General features: G+C 60.2%; 21 protein-coding genes. 5 read left to right on the top strand and 16 right to left on the bottom strand.

The window, feature by feature from the left end; genetic code table 11:
- The first annotated feature begins 14 nt into the window (after positions 1-14).
- Positions 15-1985, top strand: a complete 1971-nt coding sequence (locus KT71_RS04060) for a M48 family metallopeptidase (RefSeq protein WP_008292727.1) — start codon at positions 15-17, stop codon at positions 1983-1985.
- Positions 1986-2234: 249 nt separating this feature from the next.
- Positions 2235-2978, top strand: coding sequence for a helix-turn-helix domain-containing protein (locus KT71_RS20855; protein WP_023659937.1), 744 nt, complete (start codon positions 2235-2237; stop codon positions 2976-2978).
- 71 nt (positions 2979-3049) lie between these two features.
- On the opposite strand, the gene KT71_RS04050 is transcribed toward KT71_RS20855, so the two are convergent.
- The 12 genes from KT71_RS04050 to KT71_RS03995 all read right to left on the bottom strand — a co-directional run bounded on the left by KT71_RS04050 (position 3050) and on the right by KT71_RS03995 (position 16018).
- Complete coding sequence (locus KT71_RS04050) at positions 3050-4342, bottom strand: adenylosuccinate synthase (RefSeq protein WP_008292729.1); 1293 nt, start codon at positions 4340-4342, stop codon at positions 3050-3052.
- Positions 4339-5550: an ATP phosphoribosyltransferase regulatory subunit gene (locus tag KT71_RS04045; RefSeq protein ID WP_008292730.1), complete on the bottom strand. Its 1212-nt coding sequence runs from the start codon at positions 5548-5550 to the stop codon at positions 4339-4341. The genes KT71_RS04050 and KT71_RS04045 overlap by 4 nt, the downstream gene beginning before the upstream one ends.
- A 2-nt stretch (positions 5551-5552) precedes the next feature.
- Positions 5553-5747, bottom strand: a complete 195-nt coding sequence (locus tag KT71_RS04040) for a DUF2065 domain-containing protein (protein WP_008292731.1) — start codon at positions 5745-5747, stop codon at positions 5553-5555.
- Positions 5748-5851: 104 nt separating this feature from the next.
- Positions 5852-6727, bottom strand: a complete 876-nt coding sequence (hflC, locus tag KT71_RS04035; RefSeq protein ID WP_040362769.1) for a protease modulator HflC — start codon at positions 6725-6727, stop codon at positions 5852-5854.
- Position 6728: 1 nt separating this feature from the next.
- Positions 6729-7886 (bottom strand): FtsH protease activity modulator HflK, encoded by a 1158-nt coding sequence (gene hflK, locus KT71_RS04030; protein WP_008292733.1) that lies wholly within the window; start codon positions 7884-7886, stop codon positions 6729-6731.
- A gap of 85 nt (positions 7887-7971) precedes the next feature.
- Positions 7972-9234 carry a ribosome rescue GTPase HflX gene (gene hflX, locus KT71_RS04025; RefSeq protein ID WP_008292734.1) on the bottom strand — a complete coding sequence of 421 codons (1263 nt, stop codon included), beginning with the start codon at positions 9232-9234 and terminating at the stop codon, positions 7972-7974.
- Between the two features lie 122 nt (positions 9235-9356).
- A complete protein-coding gene (gene hfq / locus KT71_RS04020; RefSeq protein ID WP_008292735.1) occupies positions 9357-9605 on the bottom strand; it encodes an RNA chaperone Hfq in 249 nt (82 codons plus the stop codon).
- Between the two features lie 144 nt (positions 9606-9749).
- The gene (gene miaA, locus KT71_RS04015) at positions 9750-10691 is read right to left on the bottom strand and encodes a tRNA (adenosine(37)-N6)-dimethylallyltransferase MiaA (protein ID WP_008292736.1); all 942 of its coding nucleotides are present in this window, start codon (positions 10689-10691) and stop codon (positions 9750-9752) included.
- Positions 10692-10716: 25 nt separating this feature from the next.
- Positions 10717-12606, bottom strand: a complete 1890-nt coding sequence (gene mutL, locus KT71_RS04010) for a DNA mismatch repair endonuclease MutL (protein WP_008292737.1) — start codon at positions 12604-12606, stop codon at positions 10717-10719.
- Positions 12607-12623: 17 nt separating this feature from the next.
- Positions 12624-13946 (bottom strand): N-acetylmuramoyl-L-alanine amidase, encoded by a 1323-nt coding sequence (locus KT71_RS04005; RefSeq protein WP_008292739.1) that lies wholly within the window; start codon positions 13944-13946, stop codon positions 12624-12626.
- Positions 13947-14006: 60 nt separating this feature from the next.
- A complete protein-coding gene (tsaE, locus tag KT71_RS04000) occupies positions 14007-14504 on the bottom strand; it encodes a tRNA (adenosine(37)-N6)-threonylcarbamoyltransferase complex ATPase subunit type 1 TsaE (protein ID WP_008292740.1) in 498 nt (165 codons plus the stop codon).
- Entirely contained in the window at positions 14501-16018 is a 1518-nt protein-coding gene (locus KT71_RS03995) for a bifunctional ADP-dependent NAD(P)H-hydrate dehydratase/NAD(P)H-hydrate epimerase (protein ID WP_008292741.1), read from the bottom strand. Before KT71_RS03995 ends, tsaE begins: the two co-directional genes overlap by 4 nt.
- A gap of 89 nt (positions 16019-16107) precedes the next feature.
- Here KT71_RS03995 and queG point away from each other — a divergent pair, with 89 nt between their 5' ends.
- The gene (queG, locus tag KT71_RS03990) at positions 16108-17184 is read left to right on the top strand and encodes a tRNA epoxyqueuosine(34) reductase QueG (RefSeq protein ID WP_008292742.1); all 1077 of its coding nucleotides are present in this window, start codon (positions 16108-16110) and stop codon (positions 17182-17184) included.
- A 35-nt stretch (positions 17185-17219) separates the two neighbouring features.
- Here queG and orn read toward each other — a convergent pair whose 3' ends face one another.
- A complete protein-coding gene (gene orn, locus KT71_RS03985) occupies positions 17220-17774 on the bottom strand; it encodes an oligoribonuclease (RefSeq protein ID WP_023659934.1) in 555 nt (184 codons plus the stop codon).
- Between the two features lie 77 nt (positions 17775-17851).
- Between orn and rsgA the strand changes: the two genes are divergently transcribed.
- A complete protein-coding gene (gene rsgA / locus KT71_RS03980) occupies positions 17852-18868 on the top strand; it encodes a small ribosomal subunit biogenesis GTPase RsgA (RefSeq protein WP_008292744.1) in 1017 nt (338 codons plus the stop codon).
- A gap of 18 nt (positions 18869-18886) precedes the next feature.
- Here rsgA and asd read toward each other — a convergent pair whose 3' ends face one another.
- Both asd and KT71_RS03970 read right to left on the bottom strand, forming a co-directional pair.
- Complete coding sequence (gene asd, locus KT71_RS03975; RefSeq protein ID WP_023659933.1) at positions 18887-19729, bottom strand: archaetidylserine decarboxylase; 843 nt, start codon at positions 19727-19729, stop codon at positions 18887-18889.
- A gap of 47 nt (positions 19730-19776) precedes the next feature.
- Complete coding sequence (locus tag KT71_RS03970; protein ID WP_008292746.1) at positions 19777-21210, bottom strand: PhoH family protein; 1434 nt, start codon at positions 21208-21210, stop codon at positions 19777-19779.
- A 669-nt stretch (positions 21211-21879) separates the two neighbouring features.
- On the opposite strand from KT71_RS03970, the gene KT71_RS03965 reads away from it, so the two are divergent.
- Entirely contained in the window at positions 21880-23883 is a 2004-nt protein-coding gene (locus KT71_RS03965) for a VacB/RNase II family 3'-5' exoribonuclease (RefSeq protein WP_008292747.1), read from the top strand.
- 69 nt (positions 23884-23952) lie between these two features.
- Here the strand turns inward: KT71_RS03965 and asnS are convergent, their stop codons facing one another.
- A complete protein-coding gene (gene asnS / locus KT71_RS03960; protein ID WP_008292749.1) occupies positions 23953-25350 on the bottom strand; it encodes an asparagine--tRNA ligase in 1398 nt (465 codons plus the stop codon).
- Between the last annotated feature and the right edge of the window lie 10 nt (positions 25351-25360).

Raw genomic sequence — 25360 nt, 5'->3', positions numbered from 1 at the left:
CCTAAGGCCCCATCGTGGACTTTTTTACGCAGCAGGATCGCGCCCGGCGTAACACACGTTATCTCGTAGTCCTCTTTGGCCTGGCATTGGCGCTGATCGTCATCCTCGTTAATGCCCTGGTCACGGCTTTTCTCTGGGTGGGTCGCGACTACAACATCTACGCCGGTGGCAGCGGCTGGGAGGGCTATCTCGCCCTCTTCTCCTGGGAGCGCTTCGGCGTCATCGGCCTTGCCGTTCTGTCTACCGTGGGTTTTGTGTCCCTCGTGCGCTGGCTTCAGCTCGCGTCAGGAGGCAAGGCAGTAGCCGAGAGCCTGGGCGGACGCAGAGTGCTTCGCCAAAGTGCCGACCCCTACGAAAAACGCTGCCTGAACATCGTTGAGGAGCTCTCCCTCGCGGCCAATATGCCCGTGCCCGCCCTCTACGTGCTCCCGGACGAACGGGGTATCAACGCCTTCGCCGCTGGCGTTAACCCGGCAGATGCCGTGGTCGCCGTCACGCGGGGCGCCGCACTGCAGTTAAACCGTAATGAGCTCCAGGGCGTTGTGGCCCACGAATTCAGCCACATCCTGAATGGCGATATGCGTCTGGGCATCCGCCTCGCCTCCCTTCTTAAAGGAATTACCTTTATTGGCGACGTGGGGCATTTTTTGCTGCGCATGGGGGCCTACGGCGTGGGCCGCAGCAACCGCCGGAGTGAGAGCAGTGCGGCGCTGCCCATAGTAGGCCTGGGCCTGATGGTCATCGGCTGGCTGGGCTCCCTCGCCGCGGGGTTTATCAAAGCGGCCATCAGTCGCCAGAAGGAATACCTTGCCGATGCCAGCGCCGTGCAGTTCACCCGCGATAACAGCGGCATTGCCGATGCCCTGAAGGTAATCGGTGGCTTTGTTCCCGGCTCCCTGGTCCACAGCGCACGTGCGCCGGAAATGTCACATATCTTTTTTGGTGAAGTGCGTCATCGCCTCTGGGAGGGCTTCGCGACCCACCCGCCTCTGGAGCAGCGCATCCGTCGCCTGGACAAGGACTGGGACGGTCAATATCTCCAGCGCGCAGAAGTTCGCTACGGCACGGAGCCCTTGTCCGAGAATGATGTGCAGACGGGGGTCGGTAGAGCGGCGCTCGTGGCAGCGGCAATGGCGAGCGCAGGTCTTGCGGACAGCGAAGGAACCAGGGATCAGGCATCAAGCGATGCTACCTTTAGCACGGACGAGGATGTCGCCGATTCGAGGATCAGGGATGAGAGCGATGCCGATGCCTTGCCCCAGACGCTTCACGACAGCGTTCTGGAGCCCCTGGGCGCTACCGCCATGGCCCTGACCCTGGTCACGGCACAGCGGGAGTCGCAGCCCCTGGAAGCGGCACTGGCGGTGTTGCGCAGCAAAGGGGCGCGGGGACAGCTGGAACTGGTCACGGATCTCCTGCCCCAGGTTCGTGGCCTGCACCCGGGACAGCGTTTCCCTCTGATGGCCACCGCCATGCCGGCACTCAAAAGCCTGTCAACGCCCCAGTACCGCGAGTTTAAAACCACGCTGCTCTCCGTGATCCAGAGTGATGGCCGCATTGATCTCTTTGAGTGGTGCCTTTTTCAGCTTCTCAGGCACTATCTCGACCCGGAGTTTCTTCGGGTCGAAAACAGCCGTCCGCGCTACCGGCACATCGCCAAAGTCCGGGCACCCCTGCGCCAGGTTCTGTCCGTGCTTGCTCATCAAGGCGAGGGGGATAGCGCCCGGGCCTTTGCCCTTGCCTGTGAAGAACTGGGGCTTTCGGGTCTCACCCTGGCACCCCTGGAAGAGTGCAGCGTGGCGGAGTTCAGCCGCGGTGTGCACACCCTGGCCGATTGCTATCCCCTCCTGAAGCCACGCATCCTCAAGGCTATGGCCCTCGCAGCGGCGGACGACGGCGAAGTCTGTCCCGTGGAGCGCGAACTCGTGATCGCTGTTGCAGCCGTTATGGATTGCCCGCTGCCTCCGGAGTTTGCCCTGGGATAGGGGTTTGCGCAGAAGTCTTCACGGAGGCGCAGTCGATCAAATCTGACCAACCCCCGGAAAATCCGCTTTTCATCTGGCGATGCTCTGCTAAGCTTTTAACGTGCAAGGCACAGCTCGAGGTCAAGGACGACATCGAGTCCCCGTCGCCCATCGCCGTCACTGGCTGGACCTCGCGGCAATTGCTGCAATTGCTGGATTCGCCAGTTTCAGGGCACAGGGGAAACCAACCAATCGAGCAAGGAGGCATCGATGATCCCGTTTTCTTCATTTTCAGACCATACCCGGCTATCCGTTAAAACCCGGGGCACTCTCTCCACCACTACCCCCGTTGCACGGGCTGCTGACAACCCGGTTTCACCATCAGTAAGCACCTTCGCGGCGGAGACCTTTCCCGGCGTGTCCCGAGCTATTCCCCGGAGCGCTCCCCCCACGCGCCAGCGCCCGGAAATAGTCGAGGGGCAATGGCCCGGGAGCCACGAGCCGCCGGGGGAATGGGAGCGCTTTGCCCGCTACGAGGCAACGCCAGCCGCTACGAAGCCGTCATTGGCTGCAGAGGGGTACTCCCCGGGAGAGGCCCGGGAAGCTTACGGTGATCGCCCGTCATTGCACGCCCGGCGGGAAGCTGGTAACCCCCACTTAAGAGACGACACCGAAAAGAAAAGTCGCTATCTACCGCTCTCGCGGACGACGGATAAAGTGCTGCGGATTTTGCTGGACGGAGACTTATCCCGAGTACGGGCCGAGAGCGTGGCCGAGACCCTGGGTATCAGCTGCACCACCCTGCGGCGACGATTGCGCAACGACCACACCAGTTATCAGTTTCTCCTTGACCGGGCTCGCCAGTACCGCTGCGAAGCCCGCTTGAGAGAGCGATGGCTCCCCGGCAAATGCCTCGCGGACGAACTGGGTTATCTCGAGGTGAACAGCTTTTATCGCGCCTTCCGGCGCTGGACGGGACTAAGCTACAGTGACTATCGGCAGCGATACCACTGAGCGCCTGAGGCACGACCGATGCCCGACTGATGCCCGACTGATGGCAAAGGGATGCCCGGCTTTTGGGAACGCTAGCTGAAAGGGTCGTGAAGGATGATGGTCTCAACGCGGTCAGGACCCGTGGAGATAATATCGATGGGCGCACCGACCACGGTCTCGATGGTGGAGATGTAATCGCGTGCCGCCTTCGGCAATTCGTCAAGAGATTTGGCGCCCACGGTGGACTCACTCCAGCCGGGCACGGTTTCATACACGGGAATCAGTCCCTCATAGTCTTCCGAGTCCATGGGATTGAGTACCGCGTCCCCTGCTTCGTTGGTGTAGCCAATGCAAATCTGAATGGACTCGAGACCGTCGAGAACATCCAGTTTTGTCAGGCAGAGTCCGCTGACGGAGTTGATGTTGACGGCGTTGCGCAGGGCAACCGCATCAAACCATCCGCAGCGACGGGCGCGCCCCGTGGTCGCTCCGAACTCGTGGCCTCGGGTAGCCAGGTGCTCACCGGTGGCGTCAAACAATTCCGTGGGAAACGGGCCTGAACCCACGCGCGTGGTGTAAGCCTTGGTGATGCCCAGCACGTAATCCAGATATAGAGGACCAAAACCCGATCCCGTGGCTGTGCCACCGGCGGTGGTGTTGGAGCTGGTGACGAAGGGATAGGTGCCGTGATCAATGTCCAGCAGGGAACCCTGAGCGCCCTCGAAGAGAATACTCCGCGACTCGGCGCGGAACTGATGCAGCATCGCGGTCACGTCGCTCATCATGGGGAGCAGCTGCTCTCCCATGCTGAGGCTGGACTGGAGAACTTCTTCCACATCCACGGGATCTACTTTGTAGTAATTCACCAGCTGGAAGTTGTGATATTCCATGACATCCCGCAGCTTGCGCTCGAAACGCACCGGATCCGCAAGATCGCCCAGACGCAGGCCCCGTCGCGCAGCTTTGTCCTCGTAGGCAGGACCAATACCCCGCCCCGTGGTGCCAATCTTGTCCGCCCCGCGGCGTATCTCCCGGGCCTTATCCAGGGCCACGTGATACGGCAAAATCAGCGGACATGCGGGAGAAAGTCTCAGGCGCTCGCGCACGGGCACCTGTCGCTCCTCAAGCTCAATGATTTCCTTGAGTAAGGCATCGGGGGCGAGGACCACGCCGTTTCCGATACAGCAAATCACGCTGTCCCGGAGAATGCCCGAGGGAATCAAATGGAGCACGGTTTTCTCGCCATCACAAACCAGGGTGTGACCGGCGTTGTGTCCACCCTGAAAGCGAACGACGGCATCCGCCCGGTCGGTGAGCAGGTCAACTATCTTGCCCTTGCCCTCATCGCCCCACTGAGTGCCCAGCACTACCACATTACGGCTCATTTACCCTCTCCAACGAGTGACACCTGCCGCGTTGTGGCCTGCCACTGTCCATCAATGTTGATTAACTCCCGCGAGCAGCGGGTATCTGTTTCACCGTCAAACACGACGATGACTGTTTCTCCCTGACTGCGGAGTTTCTTTACAGCCTCCTGCAGCGCCGGGTCTTCCTTATCCGGCGCAGCAATCGCATCCTGGGGCGTATTCTCCTGCTGTAACTGCGCTGCGAGCAACTTTAAATCTGTTGCAAAGCCCGTGGCGGGACGGGATCGACCATAGACCTCGCCCACATTGTCATAGCGTCCCCCACGAGCGAGAGCCTCCCCGAGACCCTGCGTGTAGGCGGCAAACACCACACCCGTGTGGTAGCGATAGCCACGCAGTTCGGCAAGGTCGATGTACAGCGACACGTCGGGGTAACGGGCCTGCAGCGCCGACGAGAGCTCGCGGAGTTCCCTTAGGGAGTCGCGAATCTCGGGCACCGCGCTGCCAAGCTCCGCCTCGGCACGATCCAGCACCGTCAGGTCTCCGTGCATATCCATGAGGGAGAGCAGGCCGGCTCTCGATGCTTCTGGCAACGGCGCCAGCAGGCGCTCCAGATCCGGACGGGACTTGCGTTGCAGCGCATCAAACACTTCCGACTCAATACCCGCTTCCACGGCGCCGCTGGCGGCGAGCACGTGCTTGAAAATATCGCCATGCCCCAGATCCAGGGTCAGGGTCTGACTGATTTTCACGCCCGCAACATCGAGCATACTCAACATCAGGGCAACAACCTCTATATCCGCCGATAGCCCCCGGGCGCCGTAAAGCTCCGCGCCAAGCTGCAGGGGTGAGCGGGATGCCGCCAGGGATTCGGAGCGCGTATGCAGGGTAGACCCGGCATAGCACAGGCGATTCACCTGATCACCGTGGAGGCTGTGAGCATCCATACGCGCCACCTGGGGCGTCATGTCCGCACGAAAGCCCAGCATCCGGCCCGTCACCTGATCGGGCACCTTGAAGGTAAGAAGATCGAGATCCTCACCCACGCCCACCAAGAGCGAATCCGTGAATTCCACCATGGGCGGAGTGACCAGGCGGTAACCCCAGCGTGAGGCACAGTCCAGAAGCGTTCTGCGGAGGGCCTCGACCTGCGCCGCCGCCTCGGGCAGAAGCTCGTCGATGCCATCCGGCAGTTGCCATGCCCGAATGGGGCTTTGCTTTTCCACGATTAATGCACCAGATACAACATCACGACGCCAAAGAGCATGCTACCCAATCCAAAGCGCCTGATCGCACCATCATCCAATTGGGCCACGGTGGCGATCATGGAACGCCAGCGTTCCGGACTGATAAAGGGCAGCAGCCCCTCCATCACGAAGACGAGCGCCACAGCAACGGGAAAGACCTGCCAAAATTCCTGCAAAACACTCCCCCAAGAAAAAACCGTGGATTGGTACACGCTGTCTTAGCGCATCATCCTCCACGGTTTACGGATTTTAGCACAGGGCTGCGGTTGCAGCCGATGCTTTAATTGCCTCCGCTGGAGTCCTTCAGGTAGCGGAAAAACTCACTGTCAGGCTGCACCAGCATGATATCGCCACTGCTCTGAAAAGAATCCTGGTAGGCCCGCAGGCTTCGCGTAAAGGAGTAGAACTCCGGATCCTCACCAAACGCATTCGCATAGATAGCCGTGGCCTCGGCATCGCCTCGACCCCGAATCTGCTGGGCTTCCCGATAAGCGTTTGCACTGATCACCGTCACCTCGCGATCCGCCGCCGCACGGATTCCCTCGGCAAGCTCCTGACCCTGAGACCGACGCTCCCGTGCCTCTTTCTCCCGCTCGGCGTTCATGCGTCGATAGACCGACTCGGACACCTCGGGCGGCAGATCAATCTGCTTCACACGGACATCAACGATTTCCAGACCCAGCTCTTCGCGAGCCACGATATCCAGCTCCCGGGTAATCGTCTCCATGAGCTGATCACGCTCACCGGAAACCACTTCCTGGATCGTTCGAATCGCCACCTGGTTACGCAGGCGGTTATTGATCCGCTGGGCAAGGAGACCCGACGCACGGGACTCTTCGCCGTTCGTGGCTTTATAGAACGTCGACGTGTCCGCGATGCGGTACTTGGCATAGGAGTCGATGATCAGTGCCTTTTGCTCCTGGGTGAAGAATCGCTCGGGCTGAGAGTCCAGCGTGAGAATTCGACCGTCAAATTTGCGAACATTATTCACAAAGGGCACTTTTACATGAAGACCCGGCTCGAGGTTCGGACTTACCACCTCACCAAACTTCAGAAGGACGCCCCGCTCGGTTTCCTTGATCACGTAGAGCGAATTGCTCGCTACGAACAAGAGCAGCGTGGCGACGACTAACAGTGTTAATGAACGTCCCGTCATATCAACGTCCTCCCCGTCGAGATTGCTGGGCAGCGGCATCACGGCGCAACTGCTCCGTTACCGCATCGGTCAGCTCACGAATATTGCTTGAGTTGATGTCCATGGGCGCACTTCGTCGCGTGACGTTCGATCCCGCGTTGAGCTTGTCCAGAGGCAGGTACATCACGTTGTTCCCCCCCTCGACGTCGACCATGATCTTGCTGGTGTTGCTGAGCACGTTCTGCACCGCATCGAGATACAGGCGCTCCCGGGTCACTTCCGGTGCCTTGCGATACTCCGCCAGGAGGTTGCTGAAGCGATCGGCTTCACCTTCCGCATTGGCAATCACCTGCTCGCGATAAGCGCTCGCCTCTTCGATCTGGCGCTGCGCCTGGCCGCGGGCTTCAGGCACGATACCGTTTGCGTAGGACTGGGCTTCGTTCTTCACGCGCTCCTCGTCCTCGCGCGCCTTGATCACGTCATCAAAAGCCGCCTGCACCTGTGAGGGTGGTTTCGAGTCATCGACGTTAACCGCCGACAGACGAATACCCGTGGTGTAGTTGTTCAGATAATTCTGCAGCCGCTCATCGACTTCCGTGGCGATGCGCGTTCTTCCCTCGGTGAGCACCAGGTCCATGGTCATACCACCGACCACGTGGCGAAGGGCACTTTTGGCAGCCTGCTGGAGAGCATTCTCCGGCTGACGCACCTGCAGTACAAAGTCTTGGACGTTATCGATGATGTATTGCACCGACATACGCACCTCAACGATGTTCTCGTCCTGGGTGAGCATGATTTCCCGGAAGCTCGCCGCGCGAACCTTGGTGGTATTGACCCGAATGACTTCGTCGATACCCGGGGGATTCCAGTGGAGACCCGGACGGACCGTGGAATGGTATTTACCAAAACGCAGGACGACGGCGCGCTCCTGCTCGTCTATCTGATACAGACCCATGAGGGCCCAGACCAGAGCGGCACCACAGAGCAGGACAATAAACAGTGAGGCTGAGGCCCCCCCGCCACCGCTTCCACCGGCGCCACCGCCTTTGCCACCACCAAAGAGGCCGCCAAAGCGTTGCTGCAGTTTTTTGAGCGCTTCATCAAGGTCCGGCGGACCCTGATTGCCACCGCCCCAAGGGTCGCGTGAGTTGTTACCGCCACCCGGTTCATTCCAGGCCATGCTCTTTCTCCTTAAAATAGGAAGCGCGGCATTCTAGCAAAATCTCGCTCCAACTATAGGTTGACTCCGAAATCCGCTGCCGCGATTAAGCGCCTTCCCGGGATATCAATCGTTCCCAGTCCGAGCGCGGCAGGCGCACCTGAAGGTGAGCACTGCCATCGTCGCCAAATTCTTCGTTCTCTACGGCGCCCAGGGCATAGAGCGCTGCGCGCAGCTTTGCCTGATCCGGCCGAAGCTCAACGTCCTGGGCCATTACATCGGCACCGAGACGCTCCGCCAGGGCCTGCATGACCAGATCCAGTCCCAGTTTTTTTTCCGCACTGATCCATACGCGATAGGGTCGCCCCTCGTCATCACGGTCGATGCGTGGCTGCATTTCCAGCAAATCGATCTTGTTGTAGATCTCCAGCACCGGCCGCTCCTCGGCGCCGATCTCCTCGAGCACTGCCTGCACTTCGTGGCGATTGTCATCACGATCTTCGCTGGCCGCATCCACAACGTGGAGCAGAAGGTCCGCCTCGCGGGTCTCCTCCAAGGTGGCCTTGAAGGCCTCCACCAGACCGTGGGGCAGGCGTGCGATAAATCCAACGGTATCCGCTATCACCAGGGGACCGAGGTTATCGACCTCCAAACGCCGGAGCGTGGGATCCAGCGTCGCAAACAACTGATCTGCCGCATACACTTTTGCGTCCGTCAGAGTGTTAAACAAGGTCGACTTACCCGCATTGGTATAGCCCACCAGCGCTACGGTCGCCAACTCCGCGCGTTGACGCGCCCTGCGCCCCTGGCCCCGTTGACGTCGCACACGGTCCAGGCGGGCACTGATGGACTTGATGCGCGCCCGCAGGAGCCTTCGGTCCGTCTCCAGCTGGGTTTCCCCGGGACCGCGCATGCCGATACCGCCCTTCTGGCGCTCAAGGTGCGTCCATCCGCGAACAAGACGGGTACTCATGTGCCGCAACTGAGCGAGCTCCACCTGCAGCTTGCCCTCGTGGGTACGCGCCCGCTGGGCAAAGATGTCCAGAATAAGTCCCGTGCGATCCAGCACCCGGGCTTTCAGACTCGCCTCAAGATTGCGCTCCTGACTGGGACTCAGACTGTGATTAAAGATAACCAGGGAAGCGTCTTCGGCGCGAAGAATCTCCTCGATCTCCTCAAGCTTCCCACTGCCCACGAAGCTGCGCGCCTTCGGCGTGCTGCGATGACCCGTGACCAAGGCGATGGGATCGCCCCCCGCAGAAATCACCAGGGCCTCGAACTCCCGGGGATCGATGCCGCCACCGTCATTGTCCAGACTGATATTGACGAGTACGGCCCGTTCGCCGCTATCCGGCCGGTCAAAAAACAAGGCGGTTCCAATATGTTTTCGTTATCCCGTCGCCCGTAGCGCCAGGACTCCTGGCAAGGTCTTCGCCTAGAGTCTTCTTAACAACGGAACGTCGAAATGGAGTGTTGCGGTGTAGCGAGGGTTTAACTCTCACCGTCATCCTCGGGTGGGTTTTGCATAGGCATGCGAACCACGCGCCCGGGTACCACCGTTGAAATCGCATGCTTGTACACCATCTGACTGACGGTGTTTTTGAGCAATACAACAAACTGATCAAAAGACTCTATCTGACCTTGCAACTTGATACCGTTGACCAGGTAGATGGATACGGGAACCCGCTCTTTACGTAAAAGATTCAGGTAAGGGTCTTGTAGGGTATGCCCTTTGGACATAATGCTTTTCTCCTTCCGCCACGAGGGTCCTGAGAAGACTCGCTGTGGGGCGTTAAGTGGGGCTCAAATCGAGCCAAAAAAAACCAAATGCACTGCTCGCGCTCAGAAAACAACCGGCACCGGGGCAGTTGCCCGTACAGTTTACTACATGGGGTTGTACGTTAGGTAGTTCAAGAGCAGATTTAAGGGATCGGTGATTTTCACAAGATCCGGGTCATTTAAGGCCAAATCGCTATCCACAACAGCACCCGCATCGTCCGTATGGATCCATTGAAGATCAGGCCATTTGCGCAACCAGGTGAACTGTCGCTTTGCCAGCTGGCGCGTGGCTACCACTCCAAGCTCCTGAGCCTCTTCCACGGAGCATTCCCCCTCGAGATGCGCCCAGAGTTGCCGATACCCCACAGCGCGGATCGCCGGCAGGTCCCGATGCAGGTCTCCACGCTCCCGGAGTCCGCGCACCTCCTCAAGAAAGCCCGCCGCCATCATCTGCGCGAAACGCGTGGCTATGCGCTCATGCAGTACCCGTCGCTCTGCCGGCGCAATCGCCACCGCCAGCACCTGCTCAGAAGATGAATCCCGTGTCTGACGGTGAAGCTCCGTCATGGTTTTTCCGCTGAGACGATACACCTCCAGAGCGCGGGACAGGCGCTGAGAGTGATTCGGGTGAATCCGCGCCGCGGCCTCGGCATCCACCCGCGCCAGTTCCCGGTGCACCGCCGGCCAACCCTCCTTTGCTGCCGTCGCCGCGATTTCAGCGCGGACATCAGGATCCGCCGGGGGCATCGCGGCGAAGCCCTGCAGCAGGGCGCTGTAGTACAGCATGGTGCCGCCCACGAGGATGGGGCGACGACCCCGGCTTCTGATCTCTTCAATAGCCCCTCGGGCATCCTCGGCAAAGCGTGCTGCGGAATAGGCGTCCCGGGCATCACAAATATCGATGAGATGGTGAGGATAACGGGGCTTGGCGCTGCCAATATCGAGGCCGCGATACACCAGGGCGGAATCCACGCTGATCAACTCACCCTGAAGCGCCTCCGCAAGACCGATGGCGAGGTCGGTTTTTCCTGAGGCCGTAGGCCCCATGATGCACAGGAGCGGAGTGCTCACCCTAGCGCCCGCGCAGAAACAGACGATCCAGGTCCTGAACACTGAGCGCCGTCCAGGTCGGACGGCCATGATTACACTGCCCCGAGCGCTCGGTAACTTCCATGTCACGAAGCAGGGCATTCATCTCAGGCACCGTGAGGCGACGATTTGCACGTACGGAGCCGTGGCAGGCCATGGTGGATAGGAGCTCGTCCTCGTGGCGGGCAATACGCTCGGAGCTGCCGTACTCGAGGAGATCGGCAAGCACATCACGCAGCAGCTGCTCCACATCCGCGCCCTGGAGAGACACGGGGATTTCACGAATCAAGAGGCTTTCTTCGCCGGCTACATCTACCCTCAATCCCAGACTTTCAAACAGCGCGGCGTGTTCCTCCACAAGAATGGCCTCGCGACTGCTGACGGACACACTCTGGGGGACAAGCAGGGGCTGACTGCGTATTCCCTGCTCATCCCTGGCCTGTTTCAGGCGCTCATAGGTAATACGCTCGTGGGCCGCATGGGTGTCCACCAGCACCATGCCTTCGCGATTCTGGGCCAGGATGTAGATGCCGTGAAGCTGGGCGAGGGCGTATCCCAGGGGCGGAATATCGGCGCCATCGCCCTCTTCCACAGAGCCCGGCTTGTCCGGCGAAGCGTAGAGCTGACGATAGCTCGCCGCCGTTGCATCATCGAAGCCCGCCGGTGCTCCACGCCCCCCCTGAAAATCGCCGCGGTCTCCACGATCGGCAAAGACCCCGGGGTTCGCAGCGGTCAGCCTCCCGGCTCCCTGCTCCCGGAGGCCCATTTCCTGCTGCCGCACCAACTCGCCCGTCAGCAGATCGAGGCGGCCCGTGGAGGCGGAAACGGGGGACATGCTTGCCTGCGTGGGAACAGCGCTGTCGCTGGGGCGAATGTCCGCCAGGGCTTTGTGCAGGGTGCTGTAGATAAAACTGTGAACGCTGCGCCCATCCCTGAAACGCACCTCATGCTTAGTGGGATGAACGTTAACGTCAACCTCCGCGGGATCCAGCTCAAGGTACAGGACGAACGCGGGATGCCGTCCCTGATAGAGCACGTCACTGAACGCCTGGCGCACCGCGTGAACCACGAGCTTGTCGCGAATATAGCGACCGTTCACGTAAAAATGCTGAAGGTCCGCCTGGCTGCGGGAGAAGCTCGGCTGCGCCACCCAACCGTGGAGGCGCAAATCCCCCGCATTGCGATCGATGGCCACGGCATTCTCCACGAAGGCCGGTCCACAAAGGCTCGCTACCCGACGCAGCTGGTCCGCCTCGTTGTCGCAGCGGCGAAGATCCCGCAGCTGACGACCGTTGTGACGCAGGGCAAAGCTCACATCAAAGCGCGACAGCGCGATGCGCTTCACCACATCATCGAGATGATTGAACTCCGTGCGCTCCGTGCGAAGAAACTTCCGCCGCGCGGGCGTATTGAAAAACAGATCCCGCACCTCTACCGTCGTGCCCCGGGGGTGCGCCGCCGGTTTCAGCGTGACCTCCATGTCCCTGCCTGAACAGCTGGCGGCCTGTCCGTCACTTCCCGCCTCCGCGGTGTTACTGGTCACCACCAGATGAGACACGGAACCGATACTCGCCAGGGCCTCGCCCCGGAATCCGAAACTCCCCACCTGCTCGAGGTCGTCCAGGGACTCGATTTTACTCGTGGCATGGCGATCCAGAGCCAGGGGCAGATCATCGGACGCGATGCCCGAGCCGTCATCCCGAATGCGAATCAGCTTGGTGCCCGCGGCCTCGATGTCCAGATCAACGCGCCGCGCGCCGGCATCGAGACTGTTTTCCAGGAGCTCCTTGACCACGGACGCAGGACGTTCGACCACCTCACCGGCTGCGATCTGGTTGGCAAGGCGCGGCGGTAGGCGCTTAATCAGTGGCATGGGCGGTATCCAATGGTTTAACTGGCGGGGATACGCAGGGTTTGACCCACGAGAATCTTGCTGTTGCGCAAATTGTTGTACTGGCTCAGCAGGTTGACGTTGACGTTGAAGCGCTGCGCGATGCCCGACAGCGTATCACCACCCACGATAACGTATTCGCGCTCCCCGGCCTCTCTCAGGGTTGCCAGGAGCGACCCCGGCGGCGGATGCGCACGGAACCACTGCACGATGCCGCGATGAATGGCTTTGGCCATGCGCTTGCGATAACTCGGAGAGGCAAGTTTTTTTGCCTCTTCAGGGTTCGAGATAAAACCTGTCTCCACCAGAATAGACGGCACATCCGGCGATTTGAGCACGACAAACCCGGCCTGTTCGACCTGTTTTTTGTGCAGCCTTGCGAACCGACCCATCTCGCCCAGTACGCTGGCGCCGACATTCAAACTGCTGTCCAGAGTTGCGGTCATGGAGAGATCCGCCAGGGTCATCGCCAGGGCGTCTTCCTTATCGCCCAGGCTCACACCCCCCAGGAGATCCGCGGCGTTTTCCCGCTGAGCCAGATAACTGGCGGTGGTGCTGGTGGCGCCCCTCGTGGAGAGCGCGTAAACCGATGCTCCCCGGGCACGTTTATCCCTGAACGCATCGGCATGCACGGATACAAACATATCGGCCTGACGCTTGCGGGCCAGATCCCGGCGGCCTTGAAGACTCACGTAGTAATCGCCGCTGCGTATGAGCGTCGGTGCAAATCCCTGATCTGCTTTAAACAGCTCGTGAAGCTCCTTCGCGATCTCCAGCACCACCTGCTTCTCCCGCAGGCGACCAGGTCCCGAGGCGCCGGGGTCCTCGCCGCCATGCCCCGCATCAATGGCAATCACAATGTCGCGACGACCGCTGCTATGGGCACTCTTTTTTACCGCCGGGGCAGCAAGCTCCGTATCCAGGTCGTAGAGATCAATCACCAGACGATCATCGGCGCGCTCCGAGGCCTTGAGTGCAAAACTTCGCGGTCGCACCGCTTCCGACAGGTCCAGCACCAGGCGCAGGTCATCACCCTCGCGCACGCCACTGCGGATCTTGGAAATGGGGGTGTTATCAAGCTTGAGGGCGCCGATCCTGGCGAGGAGCTTTGCATCGCTCACATCCACGACCAGGCGTCTGGGGTTTTGCAGTTCCAGAAGCCGATGCTCCGCAGGCCCCGACAGATCCAGCACCAGGCGTGTATGGTCCGGCGCCCGCCACAAACGCAGATCCTTCACCTCGACGTTTTTCGCGTGAAGAAGCGACGGGATCAGGCACAGCAACACCGCAGCGATACGCAGCGCCTGCCGGCAGAACCTCACTGTCCCCTGTCCATCGATCGCGACTCTCTCCCTGTTGCCTTCAAACCTCGGGTGTCACGTCTACGTTGCACCCTCGCGGAGTACAGCGCGCAGTCCTGCGAGGCATGCCTCGCCCGTGTCGCTGTGCGCCACCAGCTGCAAGTCACGCCCGGCCCCGTCGACCATCAGTCTAATCTCCATGTCGGGCTGCGGCAAAAATTCACCGCCACGCTCGGGCCACTCGACGACCACCACCGCCCCGCCGTCGAAATAGTCTCGAATACCCAGATACTCCAGCTCCTCGGGATCTCCCAGGCGATACAGGTCAAAGTGATAAAGGGGCGTCGGCAAATCAAGATAGGGCTCCACGAGGGTATAGGTGGGGCTTTTCACCGCCCCACGATGGCCCAGACCCCGGGCAATCCCCCGGGTCAGGGTTGTCTTGCCGGCGCCCAATTCTCCGTGGAGGTAGAGCGTGGTACCCGGCGACATCACCCGCGCCAGATCCGCGCCAAAAGCCACGACCGCCTCTTCGGTGCTCAAGGCGACCCGCAGCTCTCCGTGGCCGTCAGCGCTCACGGAAGCAGTGTTCCAAGCAGCGGCATAAGATCCCGGGCGAGGAGCGAGCGCGGCGAAGCCTCTTTGACCGCTGCATCGCCAGCCCGGGCATGGAGCACCACCCCCAGCGCCGCGGCCTGCGACCCAGGCAGTCCCTGAGCCAGGAATGCGCCAACGATACCGCTCAAGACATCACCCATACCCCCGGACGCCATACCCGGATTGCCATCCAGACACAGCCCCCTGAGCCCGGTCCCGAGCACCAGACTGCCATTACCCTTGAGCACCACCGTAGCACCCCACAATTCCAGCAGCTGCGAGGCGGCAGCAAAGCGATCATGTTGCACGGCAGATGTATCTACAGTCCCCCGGGACGCCAGCAGTCTTGCGGCTTCTCCCGGATGCGGCGTAATCACCGATCCGGGAGGAAGACTGCGCGGGCCCTGTTTGCCCAGGAGATTGAGCGCATCGGCATCAAGGAGCAGCGGTTTATTGCAGCCCAGGGCCGCGTGGAGCATCTGCTCGCCCCAGACCTCCTGGCCAAGCCCGGGACCGATGACCACAGCATCGGCCCATTCCAACAGGGGGATCAAAGCATTTCTATGATCCACCGCGGTCACCATAGTCTCCGGTCGTCCCGCCAGCAGCCCGGCAATATGCGCCTCCCGGGTCGCCACCCGAACAAGCCCGGCACCGCTACGCAGCGCCGCCTCGGCCGCGAGAATAATGGCGCCGCCCATCCCGTGATCACCGCCGATGATCAGACAGCGCCCGAAATGGCCTTTGTGCGCTGTGGTTCTCAGGGGTGGAAGGTTTTGCCGTTCCTGTTCCAGATTCAGCGCTTCAAAAGCCGGGCCCGCTACCTCATAGGCTGCTTCGGGCACCTCCAGGTCATCACAGACACAATCCCCCGCGTGTGCTGCACCGGCCCCGGTATGGAGCCCTCGCTTCGGCGTGATAAAACTCATCGTCCAGGTGGCGTTCACGGCTGCGCCACAAACCGCGCCGGTATCGCTGTCGATCCCCGAAGGGACATCCAGGGCCAGCACCGGCAGGGATGCCGAGTTAATCTCGTCAATGGCTGCGCGATAGGGAGGACGCAGCTCACCACTGATTCCTGTCCCCAGCATGGCATCGACGATCACCCCGCCATCGCCCAAGGTAGCGCCTAAGCGGCCCGGCACGTAATCAGCTATAGGAACACCCGCTGACGCCGCGCGTGCCGCAGCCGCCGCTGCATCAGCGCTTCGAGGTTTTCCGTCAATGAGGAGCACCTGTGTAGGGATTCCCCTGGCCGTGGCAAGCATTGCCAGCAACAGCCCGTCTCCGCCGTTATTTCCGGGGCCACAAAGTATCTGAAAGGGCTGCGGGGCTGCCGCAATGTCAGGCCGACGGGCAAGAAGAAAGTCGAAGGCCGCGCGAGCAGCCCTGGCCATGAGCAGGGGCCCGGGGAGGCCGTGGACCTCGATGGCCTCGCGATCGACGGCACGACTCTGCGCCGCCGTGTAGAGCAAGCGCGGCACTTTCATACTCATGAAGACCGGGCCTCTGGCACAATCATCCCTATGACATCTTTACGCATAAAACGATTATACGGCGGGCTTGGGAAAAGGGCTGCACACTCATGACGGAAAATGTCCTGGCCAGCGATGGCGGTGCCCTGGTGGAGGAGATCCGCGCCTGGGCCAGGGACTTAGGTTTCGCACAGCTCGGGATCAGTGATATTGATCTTGGGGAGCACGAGGCCTACCTCCAGCGCTGGCTTGCCGCCGGGTATCAGGGCGAGATGCAGTGGATGGGTGACCACGGCACCAAGCGCTCCCGTCCCGAGGAACTGGTGCCCGGCACCTGTCGGGTGCTCACTCTGCGCATGAACTATCTGGGCGACGGCGCGGACCCCATGACGGTTCTGGAGAATCCCCATAAAGCTTACATTGCGCGCTACACCCTTGGCCGTGACTATCACAAACTGGTGCGCAAACGCCTGGCGCAGCTCGCTAAACGCATTGAACAACGCCTGGGCCAAGGTCACTACCGCGCTTTTGTGGACAGCGCTCCCGTGCTGGAACGCGCCCTGGCGGAGCGAGCAGGCCTCGGGTGGATTGCCAAAAACACCATGCTCATCAATCAGGACGCGGGATCCTGGTTCTTTCTGGGCGAGATTTACACGGATCTGCCTCTGCCCGTCGACCCGCCTCAGGAAAGCAAGCACTGTGGGAGCTGTCAGGCCTGCCTGGACATCTGCCCCACTAAGGCGTTCGCAGGCCCCTTCGAGCTGGATGCGCGCCGCTGTATTTCCTATCTCACCATCGAACACAAAGGCAGCATTGACCCGGAGCTTCGCCCCCTCATGGGCAATCGGATTTTCGGTTGCGACGACTGCCAGCTCGTCTGTCCCTGGAACAAGTTTGCCCGGTCCAGTCAGGAGAAAGATTTCCAGCCGCGCCATGGACTGGACGACAGTGAGCTAATGACGCTGTTTAGTTGGGACGAGGATACCTGGGCGGCGCGCACCGAGGGCTCGGCGCTGCGCCGCATTGGCTATGAACGCTGGCTGCGCAATCTCGCCATTGCCCTGGGAAATGCGCCGGGCAGCCCGGCCCTTGTGGAAGCGCTGCAACGCCGGGCATCGCACCCCTCAGAACTGGTGCGGGAGCATGTGCACTGGGCGCTGTCGCGCCACGGGGCTTTGCCCTCCTAAGCGGCTTTTCTAACCGGCCTTCCTAACCGGCCTTCCTAACCGTTCGATTCGCAGTTCAAAAAATGCTGCTGATAGTGACGGAGCTCTTCAATGGAGTCCCGAATGTCTTCCAGGGCCAGGTGCACGGCGCGCTTTTGCAGGCCCGCGGCCACATCGGGGCGCCAGCGCTGGGCGAGAATCTTCAGGGTGCTGACATCCAGATTCCGATAGTGAAAATAGCTTTCCAGTTCCGGTAAATGACGGGCCATGAAACGCCGGTCCTGACAGATACTGTTGCCGCACATGGGAGAGGCCCCCGCAGGCACCCAGTTCTCCAGAAACGCGATGGTCAGACGAGTCGCCTCAGCCTCATCAATGACGCTGGCACGTACGCGATCGCAAAGCCCCGAGGCACCGTGATGGCTCGTGTTCCATTCATCCATGGCTTCCAGAACGGCATCTGACTGATGGATAGCAATCACCGGCCCCTCTGCAAGGGGATGCAAATCGCTGTCCGTGACGATGGTGGCAATCTCAATGACACGGTCGCCGTCGGGATCAAGCCCCGTCATTTCCATGTCTACCCAGATCAAATTGCGTTCGTCGACCATCGCTTTTTCCACGGCTAAAGGACGGGACAGTTTAGCATGCGCTCGACAGTCTCCCGGCGCCGCTCAATAATGCAGGGGTGAGCAAACGAAAACTTAACCGTCGCCAGAACTGGCGCATAGAGCGCAAGCAGCAGGAGCGTGCTGACCGTGCGGAGCGATCGGCGACCCTCGGCGACGAAGCGCTGGCGGGAGGACAGCTGGGCGCCGAGCAGCGCGGCCGCGTCATCGCACGCTATGGCACCCAGGCGGACATAGAGGGAGATGACCAGCAAATACACCGCTGCCATCTGCGTATGAACCTGGGCTCCATTGTTGCCGGGGATCAGGTGATTTTTTGTGCCGGGGAAGAGACCGGTGTGATTGTCGCGCGTGAGGATCGCAGTACGGAGCTTCGCCGACCGGATAAATTCGGCAAGCTGCGCAGCGTCGCAGCGAACATCGACCGGGTGATTATTGTAATCGCGCCCTATCCGGAACCCCACGGCGGCCTTATCGATCGCTACCTGGTGGCTACGGAAAACCTCGGGGCAGAAGCCGTCATTCTGCTCAACAAGGCGGATATGCTCGAGGACTCAGCCCTCGCGGAGGCCATGGAAATACTGCTGGAACCCTATGGCCCCCTTGGCTATCAGACCATCCGCGCTCAAGGAAAATTTGGTGCCATCGAAGAACTCACCAGGCTCCTCGCGGGCCACACGAGCATCCTTGTGGGGCAGTCCGGCGTCGGCAAAACCACCCTGATCAACGCCCTGCTCCCCGACGCGCAGCAGCGGGTATCGGAGCTGTCTCCCGACAAACAGAAGGGCCGCCACACCACCACGACGGCACGTCTCTTTGACGTACCGGGCGGCGCCCTCATTGATTCTCCCGGAATTCGGGAGTTTGGCTTGTGGCATATGGATCGGGAAGACATTGAGCAGGGGTTTCGGGAGTTTCGCGAGCGCATCGGTCAATGCCGCTTTCGCGATTGCCAGCATCAGAGTGAGCCCGGCTGCGCCCTGACGGCAGCGATTGGCTCCGGCGCCATTCACCCCGCACGCCTCGATAGCTACCGCCGTATTATTGCGTCGCTGGATCAGCCCCTGCAGGGCTAGCCAGGGCTGGAGTCAGAGCTACGCCGAGAGCTGCTGCCCCATGCGCACCGCTGCTCCCGCGACACAGTCTTCGTTCCAGGCGGCCACGCCCTTTGGAAACAACAAAATCACCGTTGAACCGAGTAAAAAACGCCCCATCTCGCTGCCGCGATCCAGCAACACGGGCATCGGCGTGCCAGCGTGATCCCAACGCTCTACCTGACGCAGTCGCGGCGCCACCTGGCCGTTCCACACCGTCTCGATACCGGCAACGATCATGGCGCCCACCAAGACCATACCCATGGGTCCCCGAGGCGTATCGAAGTAGCTGATATGCCGCTCGTTTCTCGCAAACAGGCCATCGATGGCCGCCGCCGTTGTCCCGTTCACGGAAAACAAATCGCCGGGAACATAGGCACTGGCCTGCAACTGCCCATCCAGAGGCATGTGCACCCGGTGATAGTCCTTCGGGGAGAGGTAGATCGTCGCGAAACTACCCCCGGTAAACTGCCGCACCCGGGCTTCATCGCCAGCCAGGAGGGCCTCCAGGGAATAGCTGCGCCCTTTGGCCTGCAAGATGCGCCGGCCATCGATATCGCCAATTTCGCTGATAGCGCCGTCTGCGGGGCAGGCGATACCGCTGGTGCAGAGGGGGCGCGCCCCGGGCTTCAAAGCGCGGGTAAAAAAGGCGTTAAAACTTTCGTAGGCCTCGGGAAACGGTCGCTCCGCCTCCCCCAGATCTACATCGTAATGGCGAACAAAGGCGCGAATAACGCGATTTTTCAGCCAGCGGGGGCCCGAGGCCGCGGCAAGGCGACCCACAAGTCGGGACAGCGCGTGCTGGGGTAGCAGGCGCTGGAGCAAAATAAAAAGACTATCCACGGTGCCTTACAAATCATTGGGGCCGATCGGAGACCGGCCTCTGCGGTTTAGAGGTTCTCTTCAGCAAAAGCGGCGAGTCGTGAGCGCACTATGCCGTTAACGTGCATGATACCCGCATGATCATACCCTTTGCTGCGCTCCACGAGGTAGGTGAGGCCTGAGGTCAAAGGAGAAATGTACTTATTGTCGATCTGCGCGAGATTGCCAAGAACCACAATTTTAGAGTCCTCACCCACGCGGCTGATGACGGACTTCAGCTGAAACTGCGTCAAACCCTGAGCTTCGTCGATGATGATGTAGGCGTTATTAAATGACCGTCCGCGCATGAAATTCAGAGATTTGAACTGAATGTTCGCACGCTCCTTCACGTAATCGATACTGCCGGTACAGGACTCGTCGGAGCCGTGAAGAATCTCCAGGTTGTCGTCGAAGGCCGCCAGCCAGGGCGCCATCTTTTCTTCTTCGGTGCCCGGCAAAAAGCCAATGTCCTCGGCGATGGGCGGAGTGGATCGCGCCACAATGAGCTTGCTGTAACGCCCCTCTTCCAGGATGGCATGGAGGCCATAGGCAAGGGCGATGAGTGTCTTTCCGGAGCCCGCAGGCCCCGTCATCACCGTCATGTCCACATCGCTGTTGCCGATGAGGGACATCGCCATAGCCTGCTCAAGATTCCTGGGCGAGAGCCCCCAGAAGCGACGATTCATCAGATTGTCGCGGCTGTCACAGCGTAGATAGAGATAATCACCGTCGATGCGATGCACAAAAGCCAGAAAATCGTGATCGTCGTGAAGAAACATATTGGGGTAGGCATCCGCCACGGAGTCCCGGGGAACACGGTGGAGCGTTATGTCATCCTCCCGGATCGTGTCCACTTCACTGATGCCCGCCCAGAAGTCGCCCTCAATGTGTGCATAGCCCTTGCACAGCAGATCAATGTCATCGAGCACCCGGTCCCGGCGGTAATCCTCCACATGGAGGAGACCGGAACCTTTGGCCTTGATACGCATATTGATGTCTTTGGTCACGAGGCAGACAAAGGCACCCTCGTTCTCCGCCTGTAGTTTCAGGGCGACGTTGATAATTCGATTGTCGTTGGCCTGATCCGGCGTGCCGTCAAGATAGGGCACATCGCTGTCGTCATTGATCAACTGGTCGGGGAAAATCGCGAGGGTACCGCGGCTACCCTGGGTGTCCGCGGAGGGAATTCCCACACCCTCCTGTATCGCCTGGGGAGAGGCGGCATCCACGATCTTGTCGATCATATTGATGGCAATCCGGGCCTCCCGGCTCACGGTTTTGTCGCGGCGATCTTTAATGTGATCAAGCTCCTCCAGCACCGTCATGGGTATAACAATGTGGTGCTCGTTGAACGCTGTGACTGCCGTCGGGTCATGTAAAAGTACATTGGTGTCCAGCACGTAGACTTTCTTGGCTGGTTCGACGAGCGGGGTCAGATCGTGCACAACGGAGCTAGATTCCATAAGCGATTCCTCGGGGCGAAGAGCATAAAAACGCCGTATCGATCAACACGACGGGTACAAACAAACGCTGGGCAAACGGGAAAGAGACCGCGACCAGGCGTGTGGCGAAAGAGAGCTGTGCAGAAAAAGAGCGCGGCAAAGTTGCTGCCCTAGGGCGCAGTGCCTGGAAAAAAAGCTCGCGGAAAAATATTTGGAACCGGACGTAAGAGACGTGAGGAGCGTAAGGAAAATAAAGAGAGTGAGGCGAGTAAGGAAAGTAAGAGGCGTATTAACAGCGCTTCTGCTCCCCTGGGTACCTATAGTCTTGCCGGTACCGCCGACACTCAGACCGACGACCCTCGGGGCGCTGTGCCCGGTGCGTCTGGTGCCCTGCTGATCACCCTCGAAGGCTGGAAAGATCGCCGCGTCCACCTGAAGCTGAAAACACCTCGATTATTAGCCCCTGCCGCAAACCCTGTCAACGAACTTTTTACGGGACAGGCTGGCTTCCCACGGTTATCGATGCAACAAGTCACTGGAACACGCTTCTGAGTCTGTAAAGAGGTGATCATCGACCGTTCCGGGCAGTTTCGCCGCCTCATCACTTAAACCGCTCACAAACTGACACCTGCAGGCATTTCCGATAGCATAGCGCCCCTAAAATAGACGTAGGTTATTCACAGCTTTCCGATGTTAGATCGAGATGCCCTTGCCCAGCTAAAAGGGCTGAAAACCCAGATTGAATCCGAGAAAGAGCGCACCGAGGCGGTCCTTCGCGGTACGCCTGCGCGCTACGGATTTGCCCGCACGGACGACGGACGTGAAGTTTTTGTACCCCCGGATGAAATGCTCAAGGCCTTTCCCGGCGATCGCATACGCGTCTGCTTGCGCCCGGGGAAAGACAAGCGACCCATCGCAGAGATTGAAGGCCTCGTGGACTGCCCCATAGGCGAATTCACGGGCCGCTGCGTGAGCAAAGGCAAGGCGATGTTCGTAGAGCCGGACATCCCCGGGGTAAACCGCTGGCTGTTTTTGCCTCCCCAGGCACGCAACGGCGCCAAAGCAGGTGATTTTCTTCGCTGCGCCCTCCAGCGACACCCCATTCGCGACGGCAAACCCCAGGCCAAGGTCCTTGCCACCATTGGCGCGGCCGACGACCCCGGCATCGAGAACAGTTACACCATGGCCAAGTACGGTCTGGAACGGGACTGGCCCGAGGATAAGCAGCAGGAATTGGAAGCGCTGCTCGGATCCCTGGCACCGGAAAACGATGACCACCGGGAGGATTTCTCTGACCTGGCTTTCGTGACCATCGACGCGGCCCGAACCCAGGATATCGACGACGCACTGTATGCCGAGGTGACCAATGACGGTTGGCTGCTGTATGTCGCCATTGCGGACCCAACGGCCTACGTCACGGCGGATTCCCCCTTGCGGGCCACCGTCGCAGCGCGGGCGAGCAGCGCCTATTTCCACGGCGCGGTAGTCCCCATGTTGCCCGAGAGTATTGCCCAGCAGCGCTGCGCACTCACGGAAAATGAGCTTCGCCCCGCGTTGGTCTGCCGCGTTGCGATTGCAGAGGATGGCAGCGTCGGAGAATTCAAGTTTTTTGAGGCAAAAATTCGCTCCCGGGCGAAGCTGTCTTACTTCGCCGTAGACCGCTACCTCAGCGGACAAGACGAAGCCCTCATTTGCCATGCCACCCCCCTGGAGGCGCTCTATCAGGTATCCCGTGCCCTACGCACGCGCCGGGAAGCCGAAGAACTGGTGATGGAAGATCGTCAGGAATTTCGCTGGCTCCTGGATGACCGGGGACATATCGACAGCATCGAGCCCTGCGAAAAACTCAGCTCTCAACGACTTGTCGAGGAATGCATGGTCGCCACGAACCGCTGTGCGGCGATGTTCCTGGCGGATGCCAACGCCAGTGGCCCCTTTGTTGTCCACGATGGATTTCGCCGGGATCGCCTGAAAGACCGGGCAAAATTCCTCGAACTCTATGTGGAGGACGCCGACAAGCTGGATCCTGACTCCCTGGAGGGCTATCGAGACCTGCTACGTCGCCTTGCGGCCAGCGAGCACGAGTTGCCCCTGCGCAGCATGGTCAATCGCCTGCTCACGAGGGCCCGTCTGTCGAAGAACCCGGGCGCTCACATGGGCATGTCGCTGGCGCTTTACACCAATTGCACCTCGCCCCTGCGCAAATACCTGGATTTTCTCGTGCATCTGCAGATCAAGGCGGCGCTACGGGGCGAAAAAGCCACGCTTTGCGAGCAACCGGAGCTCGACGCCCTGACTCAGAAGCTGCAAAAACTTCGCAACATCAGTAACGAGGCCGAGCGCTGGCTGACCCTGGAATACCTCCAGCGCCAGGCCGAAAGCACGCCCGGCCCCTGGCAGGGCGAGGTTTCCCATATGGGTAATCACGGCTTTTATGTTCGTCTGGCTGCAAACGGCCTTGAGGGTTACGTGGACCTCCGCAAGGCTGGAGAAAAGTTTCACTTTGACAAGTGGACGGCGACGCTGAAAAGCAAAACCCGGGAGTTCCGGGTGGGCACGCCGGTCAACGTCACGCTCATCGGTAGCGATGATGAAACCGCCCATCTACCCCTGTTCAAACTCGACGCAAACTCGGGACGCAAACTGGAAGTGATTACCAGGCCCGGCGAGCCCCCAGCCTCCGAATCCGCCTAAAGCCTGTCGCAGCTGCCGCCTGCCCCCCCTTCGGAAGGCAGCTGCAGCGGCTAGTGTGGTTGCGAGTTCCTAGAAGTGTGCGTTACCCGGCGTGCGGGGGAAGGGAATAGCGTCACGAATGTTTTCCATACCCGTGACATAGTTGATAAGGCGCTCGAAGCCCAGACCAAAGCCCGAGTGGGGCACGGTACCGTAACGCCGTAAGTCGCGGTACCACCACAGTTCTTCGCGAAGCTGTGAATCCATCCGTGCATCCAGTACATCCAGTCGCTCCTCGCGCTGGCTGCCACCGATGATTTCCCCGATACCCGGCGCCAACACGTCCATCGCCGCCACGGTTTTTTCATCATCGTTGAGACGCATGTAAAACGCTTTGATTTCCCGGGGATAGTTCATGAGCACGACGGGGCGCCCTACGTGCTCCTCACAAAGAAAGCGCTCATGCTCACTGGCTAAATCAACGCCCCACTCCACGGGAAACTCGAACTGCTTGCCGCTATTTTTGAGGATGGTGATCGCATCGCTGTAGTCCATGCGCTCAAAGTTCTGGTCGACCATGGCGGTGAGACGGTCAATCACCGTGTTGTCGATGCGCTGGTTGAAGAAAGCAAGATCGTCCTCGCACTCATTCAATACGCGGCGGAATACATATTTGAGCAGTGACTCTGCCAGATCTGCATTGTCTGCGAGGTCCGCAAAGGCGACCTCGGGTTCGATCATCCAGAACTCCGCCAGGTGGCGGCTGGTGTTGCTGTTTTCCGCGCGGAAGGTGGGCCCGAAGGTGTACACCTTACTCATGGACAGGCAGTAAGATTCCACGGCCAACTGACCGCTCACGGTGAGAAAGGCATCACCGCCAAAAAAGTCCTGGGTATAGTCCACGGCCCCGTCGGGGGTGCGGGGGATATTGCTCATGTCCAAAGTACTGACGCGAAACAGCTCCCCGGCGCCCTCACAGTCACTGCCGGTAATGATGGGCGTGTTCACCCAATAGAAGCCGTTGTCATGGAAGTAGCTGTGCACGGCGTTGGCCAGGGTGTGTCGCACGCGGGTGATAGCACCAAAGGTATTTGTCCGGGGACGCAGATGAGCCTGGGTTCGGAGGTATTCAAAAGTGTGGCGTTTTTTGGCCACGGGGTAGGTCTCGGGGTCGTCTACCCAACCCAGCACCCGAACCTCACTCGCCTGAATTTCTACGCTCTGGCCCTTGCCCTGAGACGGCACCAGGTTGCCCTTCACTTCAACGGAGCAGCCGGTGTTCAGCGCCAGGATCTCGCTCTCGTAATTCTCGAGCTCCGCAGGCACCACCGCCTGAATCGCATCAAAAGACGACCCATCGTGGATGGCCAGAAAAGAGATACCCGCCTTGGAGTCACGCTTGCTTCTCAGCCAGCCTCGCACCGCCACCTCGCCCCCCTCGTCAGGGGACCTGCGCAATAAATCTAAAACTCGTGAAAACGCTGTCATGCCGGGCCTC

Source organism: Congregibacter litoralis KT71, from assembly GCF_000153125.2.
Taxonomy (GTDB): Bacteria; Pseudomonadota; Gammaproteobacteria; order Pseudomonadales; family Halieaceae; genus Congregibacter; species Congregibacter litoralis.
This window is presented reverse-complemented; position numbering and strand designations above follow the sequence as displayed.